The sequence below is a fragment of the Lyngbya confervoides BDU141951 genome, from assembly GCF_000817775.3.
Taxonomy (GTDB): domain Bacteria; phylum Cyanobacteriota; class Cyanobacteriia; order Thermosynechococcales; family Thermosynechococcaceae; genus Lyngbya; species Lyngbya confervoides.
On sequence record NZ_JTHE03000118.1, the window covers coordinates 1 to 10,921 of the forward strand.

At 56.3% G+C, this 10,921-nt stretch carries 4 protein-coding genes; all 4 read right to left on the minus strand.

What is annotated here, in order from left to right:
* Positions 1-6,144, minus strand: a 6,144-nt coding sequence (locus QQ91_RS20805) for a choice-of-anchor Q domain-containing protein (protein WP_166283618.1), incomplete at its 3' end; no start/stop codon positions are given.
* A gap of 64 nt (positions 6,145-6,208) precedes the next feature.
* Complete coding sequence (locus QQ91_RS20810; RefSeq protein ID WP_166283620.1) at positions 6,209-7,834, minus strand: ShlB/FhaC/HecB family hemolysin secretion/activation protein; 1,626 nt, start codon at positions 7,832-7,834, stop codon at positions 6,209-6,211.
* Positions 7,835-8,168: 334 nt separating this feature from the next.
* Positions 8,169-9,416 (minus strand): DUF1501 domain-containing protein, encoded by a 1,248-nt coding sequence (locus QQ91_RS20815; RefSeq protein ID WP_166283622.1) that lies wholly within the window; start codon positions 9,414-9,416, stop codon positions 8,169-8,171.
* A gap of 66 nt (positions 9,417-9,482) precedes the next feature.
* A partial coding sequence (locus QQ91_RS20820) for a DUF1800 family protein (RefSeq protein WP_201277514.1) occupies positions 9,483-10,921 on the minus strand: 1,439 nt, incomplete at its 5' end.

The window sequence follows — 10,921 nt, forward strand, 5'->3', positions numbered from 1 at the left end:
CGTGAAGGCGGCTTCCAATTCGGGAACCGAAGCATCTCGCTTGGCAATTGGCTCCGGGGGAATAAAGGGAGGAAGGGTAACCCCTTCGCCGATCTCCGGCTGATCAATGGGTTGACTCACCCGAATTTCTTCCTCAACCCGCTGTTGCTCGCCAATGCGCTGGTTAACGCCGGTCAGAGGATTATTGGGGGGGGGGGAAGGGGGATTGGTGGGGGGATTGATAACCTGATCGGGGATGCCTGAACCGAAGAGGGTTTCCGTGATGTAGGTGTCGGATTCTCCCGGATTCAGTTGGAAGAGGTTACGAAAAGCCAGGGTGATATCATATCCGTTTCCAGCATCGACAAACTGATCGCCATCCGCACTGTCACCCGTAATCATGTCATCTAGATCATTTCCAGCAATAATTCGACTCCTGAGCCCTGAGAAGGCATCCACCTCAAACCGATTGCCCAACAGGGAATTGCCGCCAACACCTGTGATTCCGACAAAGGTGGTGGCGGTACTAGACAGACCCGCTTGATCGGTTTCAAACAGAATTTCTCGATTGCCGCTGAAGAGTCGGCCTCCCCCATCTTGAATGCTGCCATCAAACTGCAGGTCTCCATCGAAATAGCGAATTAGCTCAAAGGTCACGGGAGAGGCGTTGGTGTTGGTAATATTAAATGCCTGGGTCAGGATACTGCCAGACCGGGTGCCGCGGGTTAAGTTGTCGGCTACCCGCTGATTCAGGGCAAAGGTCAGCCCGTTTACCGTAAATTGGCTCCTTGCGGCAGTATCTGTTGAACTGGAGAACTGCGCTCCAGTCAGGTTTCCCTGCCCACCGAGATTAAAGGCTGTTAAAAACCTGCGGCCATTTTGATCATTGATTAAAATGGCAATCCCCGATTCAAAGGTCGTCCCCGCCGTTGTTACATTGCCAACGGGATCGTAAAAAGCATTCTCCGTAACGCTTGAACCGAACGCACCAAAGGCATCAACCGTAACTCTTACGCCCCCATCGCCATCCGCTGTAAACAAAATCCGGGTCTGGGGCGGGAGAGCATTCGTCAAAAAGAAGGTATCCGTGCTGGTGAGACCGTTACTTGAGGCTGTCACGGCATAACTTCCCCCAAATTCATTGGCGATCGCGGTTACACTGGCTTCCCCGTTGCTATTGGTGATTACTGTTCCATTGGAGCTAAAGTTTGCACTCGCGCCTGATGCGCTGGTTGCGGCAGTAAAGCTCACGGTCGCATTCGGCACATCATTGCCGAACTCATCCAGCACTTGAACGGTGATCGGCTGACTAAACTCCGTATTGGTGGGGGTGGTCTGGCCACTTCCGCCCACAATGTTAATTTGACTGGGGCTTCCCGGCAGATTGGTTAGATTGAAGTTGGCCGTGCTCGTCAGCCCAGCAGCGCTCGCAACCACACCGTAGGCTCCGGCTGTCGTATTGGCAGCGATGGGGAACTGAGCTTGTCCCGCAGCGTTCAGGGTAATATTCACCGGACCCATCAATTGGAGTCCCGCTCCCGTTAGGGGGGGAGTAAAGGTTATGGTTCCGCCTTGCACAGGCTCACCAAACTCATTTTGAACGGTAACCGACAAGAGGGTCGGAAACTGAGTATTCACCGTCGTTTGCTGATTGCTTCCGGTAAAGGTCAGGCTAAATCCCCGCGACTCAAAGGCCCCGATATCAGCCGCCGCGCCCTGAGGCCGAGCAATGCCTCGTTGATCGGTAGAAGAACCTGTATTGGATGCCCCATCGAGGGCAGGACTATTCGGCAGTAAGGCATGGGTCTGGGTACTGCTGCCATTGAAGGCAAGGGGCGCAAGATTTTGCTCTATGGGGGTTTCTAGAACCTTAAAACTATCCGGGAAGCCGCCGCGATCGCCATTTTGCCCCACCAGATTAAATCCATCCGAGGTAAGGGTGCCGATGAGACTCTCTTCCTCGGCTAGGGTAGGACCGTATTCTGGATGGGTTGGGGCGTGATTGCCCCCGATGAAACTACTGTTAAGTTCAACGGAGCCGCTGTTATAGATGCCGCCGCCTTCGTTGCCAGCCTCATTATCGGAAAAGGTCGCGTGGGTAATCACGGCGTTGGCTTCAGCGGCATTAAACAAGCCACCGCCTAGATCCCTGGCCGTGTTGCCAGAGAGGGTGACATTTTGGAGGGTGAGATCCCCATTGCTGTAAATTCCGCCCGCCAGATCGGCCGTATTGCCAGTGATTTCGCTATTGGTGATCACGGCAGTGGGCCGATTGCTCGTACTGAAACTATCAATGCCGCCGCCGAATGTACCGCCTTCGTTATTAATGATGCGGGTCTGGTCTACTACCAGATCTCGGCGGTTATAAATGCCCCCGCCAAAGCCCGCCTGGTTATCGCTGACGGTGGTATTGACTAAGGTTGTGGTGCCACTGTTAAATAATCCGCCTCCTTCGCCCACGTCACTGGTTTGGTTGCCAGTCAGGGTCGAGTTCATGAGGGTGAGGGTAGCCCTGTCTCCCACCTGAATGCCAGCTCCCGCCTCTGCGAATCCATCGGTCACGGTGAGTCCGTCCAGGGTCACAATCCCCTGGGTAATGCTGAGGACGCGGGAGGCATTCCCGCCGCTAATGGCGAGTAAATTTGCTCCGGGACCGGCAAGGGCGATCGCGGTGCCAGGGTTGTTGAACAAGAGTTCTCCCTGGGTGAGCGAGAGGGTTTGGAGTGTACTAAAGACTCCCCTATCAAAGCGAATCGTGTTGGGAGCAGGCGTCGCCAGATTAGTGGGGTGATGATTGGTACTAAAATTGGCAAAATCAACCGCCGATCGCAGGGTTCCAATGTCTGGACTATCCTGAGTTTGATTAACAACATAGGAAGAGGTTGCTTCTACCGCGCCGATATCAACAATGGTTCCTCCATTGAGACCATTGCGCTGGGCGCCCCGCTGATCTCGCGTGAGGGGATTGCCCTGGGCATCCACTGCTAACGCATTACTCCCGGCATCAATGGCCGGACTTCCGGCAACGAGCTGATGGGTCAGGGTGGGACCGCCATTGTTTCTCAGGACTGGATCAAGGACGCTGTTCGTTGTGGAAGAGAGGATAAGATCCGTTGCGATCGTAGGGAAGCCGCCTGCATTGCCATTTTGACCCACCAGATTGAAACCTTTCGAAACCGATGGAACCGGAAGTCCACTTGGGCGATCAAGACGAAACTCAGGATTCCCATTTATTGCAGTATTCCCTGAAATAATTGAATTTTGTATCGATAAAACCGTCTCGTCGTCAAAAATTTCCGCAGATATTCCACCCCCCTGGTCTCCTGACTGATTGTTGGTAATGGTCGAATGAACGATGGTTACTACTCCGCTATTTAGGCCAACGCCTCCTCCCGACTCTTCTTCAGAAACGTTTTCACTGAGGGTTGAATTCACTACAGCCACAACACTGTCTTCGTCTTCAATAAGAAGACCTCCCACCTGTCTAGCTCTATTTCCGGCGATTGTTGAGCCATTGATGATGAGGGTTCCGCCCTCGTGGAGGTTGATCCCCCCTCCCTCGCTATCTGCTTCGTTATCGCGAATGCTGGAGTGGTTTATTGTGGAGAGTCCAGCGTTGATATCCAGGCCGCCGCCATCGTCGCCAGATATATTTTCATTGATCTCTGAATAGTCAATCGTGAGGCTGGCTCCTTCAACATAAATTCCTCCGCCATCGCTCTGTGCCAGATTGTTAGAAACTGAGCTTTGAGATATTTGGACTGTGGTGCCGATTCCACTCGCAATACCACCTCCATCTCCACCGTAACCATAGTCAAAGCCTTCATAGCCAGTACCGACCACAATTGAAGCCGTATTTCCGGTCACTTGACTCTCAATCAGATTCAGCTCTCCCGAAAAGTCCGGTGTGCCTAGACTGGGATCAAGGTCTAACTCTGTACTATTGACAATACCGCCGCCAACATTGGCTTGATTATTCTCAATTTTGCTGTTGGTAACGGTCAGCGTTCCCACATTGCCAATTCCGCCGCCAAAGGCAACAGGTTCATCGCCTGGCAGAACCGCCTCATCCTCTGCCCCATTATCTGCGATCACGCTATCGCTAATCGTAGCCGTTCCAAAATTTCCAATCCCACCCCCTGCATATTCAGCCCGATTATTGCTGATGGTGCTTTGGGTTACCGCCAAAGTAGCATCCAGGCTGTTGAGCACCCCCCCCCCAACGCCCCCCGTCACCGTGCTTTCCTCTGGGTCTACTTCAAAGGCCGTATTCCCGGTCACGACACTATCAACAAGCTGGAGGTTACCACCATTAAAAATTCCGCCCCCAATGCTAGCGCTGCTATTCTCAACTCTGAGGTTGGTCGCTGTAACAGTTGCCCCCGGATCAATGCTGATGCCCCCGCCGGTGCCTAATTCGCCGGCCACCGATCCCCGAGTGACCTGTAAATTGCGAATTCCAACGGTGCCGGACTCCACCTGAATCCCACGCTGCTCGGATCCCCCGTCAATAATAGTGTCCGTGGCGCTCTGGCCCTGAAGGGTTAAATTTTGATTGATCGTGACCACAGACTCTCCCAGCCCATTGCCGGTGAAGGTGCCCGCGCTTAGGTTCACCGTTCCCCCAGGCGCCGCAATATCCACCCCCGTTTGGGCCGTTCCTGGCCCGGCCACATTGACATTGACCTGAGTGGCCTCCCCCGTCAAGGTCTGAGCCGTGCCCAGCGTAATCGGGGCATTGAGATCCACCACAAGCTGACGGTCTGCATTTTGATCCTTGAAGTTAAGCCTGTTGCTGTTTAGCTGCCCGCTGGTATCAATGGGCGCCCGCACCTCGATCCGTTCCGTGGCCTCAAGGTCCACATTTCCCATTTCCAGCGCCGTGGCCACCACCGTATTAGCCACAAAGTGATCGCCCGTGGCCGGCCCTGGCAAGGTTCCCCCCGTGCTGGTGGCATCAATCACCAGGCGTTCCGGGTCTAAGCGCCAGGTTCCGGGCTGTCCTCCCGCCGATCCCACGTCAATCCGGGCCGTTTTACCCACTCCCAGTCCGAACTGGGCTGAGGTTTCAATGTGACCGCCGTCGATCCCTCTGGCCTGCAGCGCACCATCAATTTGAGCCGTGTCCGAAGCCACCACCCCAATCTGTCCGCCCCGCGAACCGCCATTGGCCGACAGCACCGCTGACTCGCTCACCCAAATCCTGGCCCCCGTAACGTCAATCTGACCGCCCTCAGCGCCGTGGAGACCGGAGGCATCCAGGCTTCCTTGCAGGGCCACCTGACCGCCATCGCCGCCTGACAACACAATCTGACCCTGGCGATGCTGGAGCGATCGCGCCTGCACCACGCCCTCCAGATTAATCACCTGCTGGAACAGATCCGAGGCCGTGGCTGTACTGAGGGCCACCACGCCCCCCTCGGCAGAAAGGGTTCCTGCTTGATTGATCCCCTGGGAAATGGGCTGCCCATCGGCTCCAATAATGCGATCGCCCAGGCTGGGGTCCACGGTCACCGAGAGCAAGCCATCCCCATAAAAATCCAGCGTCGCAGCGGTTCCTGCCCCCAGGGCCACCTGACCAAGCCGGGCCGTAATCACGCCCTGGTTCACCACCCCCGGAGCCACCAGTGCCGCAAAGCCACCCTCTCGCACCGTGATGGATCCGTAGTTCTCCACGGTCCGCAGGGGCAGACCGGGCCGCTGCTGCAGCCGATAGTGTCCCGCAAAAAAATCTGGGTCCTGGAGATCCAGGGTGGTGGCTAAAATACCGCTCACGTCTACCTGCGCCGTGGGGGTAAACACAATCCCGTTAGGATTAATCAGCAATACCTGCCCCACCGCCTGAAGCTGCCCAGCAATCTGACTGGAAAAACGACCCGTTACCCGGTTCAAGGTGGCCGATTGAAACGAAGGCTGCTGGAAATACACTTGCTCTGCCACCCCAATATCGAAGCGATCCCAATGGATCACCGCCTGGGGTGAGGTTTGCAGAATCTCTAGCTGCCCAGGCTGATCCAGGCGAATTTGGGCTTCTCCAGACTGGACCTGGCCCCCCTGGGGTAGCCCCCAGACTCCTTGCGAGGTTCCGATCACGCCAAGGCTGGTTAAACAAAGCCCGCCGATCTGGCATAGGGGACTGACCGAGGAGAAAGAAAGATGAGACATGGGATTCAGGGGCGCTAGGGGAACAAAAACAAAAGCCCTTAAAGAGAACTTAAGGACTGCAAAGCTAGAAAATACCTGTCAAGCTAAAGAACAGACGCGGATCGTCATTTGTAGGCTGGTCCGTGCGATCGAGGGGAAAGGCTACTTCCACCGTCAGGTTCAGCTCATTGCCGAAAAAATGCCGCACCCCTAACCCGGCGGAGGTGAGGCTATCGGAGGAATTTTCCGTTGCCAGGCGAAAGTTGCGAAAAATTTGACCGTGATCTGCAAACAAATAGGGGGTTGTGCTTTGCACTCGGCCAAATCCCTGGTACTGCAGTGGGCGCTGGAGTTCTGCACGCAATCCATAGCCGTAATCGCCGAGCAGTTCACTGGGATCAAATCCACTGCCAAAGGGCGCCCCCCCCAGGCCAAACTGCTCCCGCACTAGGAGCGCATCGCCGGTAATCTGCGCCCTGGCCTGAAGCAGACCGTAGAACTGAGCAGGGAGTTGCTGAAGCCGCTCCAGGTTCACATTGGCCTTGGTGAAAACGGCGCTACCCTGGGCTCGCGAGAGCGGATCCATTGCGTTTCCCGGCGTGGTGCCCGCAATGCCCTGGGACAGTTCGGCTCCCCCCGCCCAACGGCCAGAAGCATCCAGGCGATCAAACTCAACCCCTGCGCGCAGCACCGCCAGCCGATCCTGGTTCAGAACCGTGGGCTGAGCCAGCAGATCGCTAATGTTGCGGGTGCCGGCATAGTCAAAGCCACCCTGAACCGCGACATTAAACGTCCTTGACCGGATCACCGGATAGGACAGACCTGTTTCCAGGGCAAAGGTCCGCCCATTAATATCGAACCGCTCTAGGACGCCACCGGGGTTTACCTCCGTGTAGGAACCGCCAAACTCAAGTTGCAGTCCCTCGGTGCCCACCGGAACCGTCACGTCCAAGCTGCCTAAGGCCAGCTCCAGGGGATCGGCTGGGGTGATCACCCCCCGTAAGGTGATTCGCTCACCCTGCCCCAGCAGAGAATTTAAATGGGTGCCCACCTGAAGCCGCAGAGGGCCAACCTCATCCGACCCGCGATTGGTCAGCTCTCCAAAGGGGTCAAAGGAGTCGTACAGGACTCGGGCCAGCAAGATGGCGGTTCCCAACTGCTCGCCGCGCTTGAGGATTGATTTAATCTCCACGCCCGCCAAATCATTAGCCAGCAGCAGTGTCCGCTCCATTTTGTTGACATTAAGCGGACGCAGGGAGGTGATTTTGTGGCCAAACTGATTGAGGCGATCGCGCAGGTGTTTTGGAGCCTCCTCAAACTCCACGGAGGCCACATAGCCTTCAACCACTTGCAGGGTGACCTCGCCATCGCGAATGGTCTGCTCCGGCACAATCGCCAGGGACAGCAGATAGCCGTCCTGCTGATACCGCTCCGTAATCGCCTGGGCAATGGCGTAAAGATCACGCAGGGAAACGGGCTGGTTGAGGCGATCGCGGTAGAAGGGCGCTAGATCCTCGGGGCGGTAGACCGTAACGCCTTCAATCTTGACCGCCTTGAGTTCAAAGGTCTCATCCTCACTGCCCGGCGGCGGCGTCACCGGAGCATCGGGATCGGGGATTTGAATGTCCGCAGGCGGCGGGGGGACCGAGGGCGGCGGGATTTGTTCCTCAATGCGTCCTGGGTCATCTTGATTTAAATTGACCTGGGCCAAGATCGGGGATCCCCTAGAAATCCCGAAGACACTGGCTCCCAGTCCCACGGTCAACATCAACAGGGAGGATCGGGAGCGGAGACTGCCAGCTCGTCGCCCCCACCCGAGCGAACACCACCTGAATTGCTTCACACCACTAGACCCACGCTTATATTTATGGTTAGTGGTTATTTAATCAAGAGAGAGGAGCCTTAGGAAATACACTGCAATAATGCTTAAGGATTGTGCCCCAGGGAAGGAGACCCCAGCAGGGGTTCAGTCTGGGTTAGGCTAGATCAACTAAATTAGCCTGGACTGGCCTGAATTAGCCTAGATTAATCCAGGTTCAGCCTCTCTACCTTAATGTCACCGGCCGCGCCACGCGGTAGTTCGGAAAAATCTGACTTAGGGCATTGTCCCCCAGCTGAAAGTGCGCCCCGAGAAGCGGAGCCAGCACATCCCGAAAGTCCGTCGTCACTGGGAGATCTCGTCCTTGATACAAATCTTCAGCCGCCAGCCCCCGCCAGTCACCATACACTTTACCCCCCTTAATGCCTCCTCCCATAACCATCATTAGATTTCCGTGTCCATGGTCAGTGCCCCCGTTGCCATTTTCACTCACCGTGCGTCCAAACTCGGACATGACCACCACCACGGTCTCGTTAAAGGTGGACCCCAGCGATCGCGCCATCTGGGCCATGCCGTTGCCTAGGGGCTTGAGGCGTCGCGCGAACTGCCCCCCATGATTGCCCTGGTTCACATGGGTATCCCACCCCCCTAAGGACAGCACCAGCAGCTGGGTTTGGGTTGGCCCCGTCAGCAGCTTCACCAGATTGGCCGTATTGGTTGCCAGATAGTCGGGCACTGGTGCTCCCCGCGAGGCCTCCATCATTTCCTGATTTAGTCCCTGCTGCAGCAACTCCCGCGATCGCCGTCCCTCTTGATAAACGCGCCCTAGCAAGCTATTCCCCTGATACATCTGATCAAAAACGGCCTGAATCGGCTCACGATCAATGGCCATTTGGGGAAGCCCAGTTTTTCCCGCCCTCACATTGGAGGTGGGAGCCGGTCCAGCAAGAATACGCGGGGTGGTTTCCCCCAAATTGACCGCCTGGGTGGAAGCCCCCCGCGGCAGCTGGGCCAGCAGCCGGTTCATCCAGCCCGTATTGGTGGATTTAAATCCTGGAGTTCCGGATTCCAGATAATCCTGGGCATCAAAGTGGGAGCGGGTTCCATCCGGCGACCCGCTGGCATGAATCAAAGCTAGCTGGCGCGCGTCCCACAGCGGCTTGAGGGCTGCCAATGCCGGATGCAGTCCAAACTGACCATCAAGGTTCACCAGTCCGTTGGGCTGGCCGGGTTCTGGAATGGCAATGGAGGGCCGAGCCTCGTAATATTCCCGCTCTCGATAGGGCACCACCGCATTCAGGCCATCCATGGCCCCGCGCAGCAGAATCACCACCATTTTCTGATTCCCGCTGGCGGCTCGGGTAAAGGGTTGATCGAAGGCCATTGCTGCTAACCCCGAAGCTGCAAATAGCCCTGAATATTTTAGAAACTGGCGGCGCTGTAGGGCTTTTAAGGAAGAAGGAGGCACAGTCATGCTTTACATTACCTGGATTTACGATTATTTATTTCCGATCAAACCGTTGCTCATCAGCCCCCAACGCTAGCGCATCATCATTTCTGGACTGCCCAGAATCGCCGCTGCTCTCAGGGAGGCGGGACTCGATTGCAGCACCGTTCGGGTTCTGGCGGAGAGCATTTGACCCACCACCTGCTCAAGTTGAGCCGTGCGGCTGGAACCGCCCCCTTCCGGACCGCTGCGGGCCAAGCTATTGGCCAAGCTCAAGCGACGCATCATGGCTTCGGGGCTGAGCCAGGCCGCTTGCGTATTTTTGTAGCCGTCGGGCGTTTCGCAGCCGTAGAGGGGCATCCCCAGCTGCCGCATCATGCCGGCCATCTGCAGACTGTTTACCTGGCGATCGCCCAGGGCTCGTGCCGCCGACAGGATATATTCATAGGGCGTTTTAAACTTCTGCCCCTGGTAGCGAGCATCCCAAAACTCTGCGCTGGCAAACAGCTGAGTCAGCACCGCTTTGATATTTCCCTGGCTGGATTGAAACACCTGAGCCAGATTATTGACCAGGGAGGCAGGGGGATCGTCCGCGACGAAATACTGGGCAAGCTTATAGCTCAGGTGGCGTGCCGTCGCCGGATGATTCGCCAGTAGGTCGAGAACCTGTTCCCCTTCCGCCAGCCCCGACCCGCGAATAGTTTGGCCTAGCACGGTTTTTGAGCCGGAATCATGGACCCTTTCATCAAACAAAAAATCAGGATATTGGGGTAAGGTTTGACCCACCCTCGCCTGTCGCTGAGGATTCATATCCACATAGCGCCAGCCGGTAAAGACGCGAGCCACTTCCATCACATCCTTCTGGCTGTAGCCGCCATCGACGCCTAAGGTATGCAGCTCAAGCAGTTCACGGGCGTAGTTTTCATTCAGGGCCGCAGCTTTACTGCGCCAGTTATCCAGGTAGTAAAGCATGGCAGGATGGTGGGCCGTCGCTCCGAGCATCTGGCGAAAGGACCCTAGGGCATAGGGACGCAGGGCAGATTCTTCGTAAATGCCCACCCACATGCGGGAAAAGTTTTTTCGGCTGCTGACATTAAAGTGATTAAACCAAAAGTGGACCATCACCTCCTCAAGCTGGCGCGGGCTGTTAATGGCCCGCAAAATTCTAGCTTCGATGGCCTCGTTCAAGGGGCGCATCACCTGGGCTTCAATGGCCCGCTGCTGGGCTGGAGTTTCCATGGCCCGATTTTGCAGCACCTGCTTGACCTTTGCTTGACGCTGGGCCTTGCGATCCTCTGAGGTTTGGGCCTGCTGACGCGGCTGAGCCGACAGGCGGGCAAGCCGCACCTGACGGGGGTGCGCCGTTTGGTAAATCTGGTAAGCACTCTGACGCAGAGTGGAAAACTGCTGCAGCTTCTGATCAAGCCAGGGGGGATTGCGCAGGGATTGGGGATTGAGCTGCTGCTGAATATAGCGATCAAGGCCCATAGACTCAAGGCGCTGTAAATCCCAGGGAGAGGGACCCAACCCCA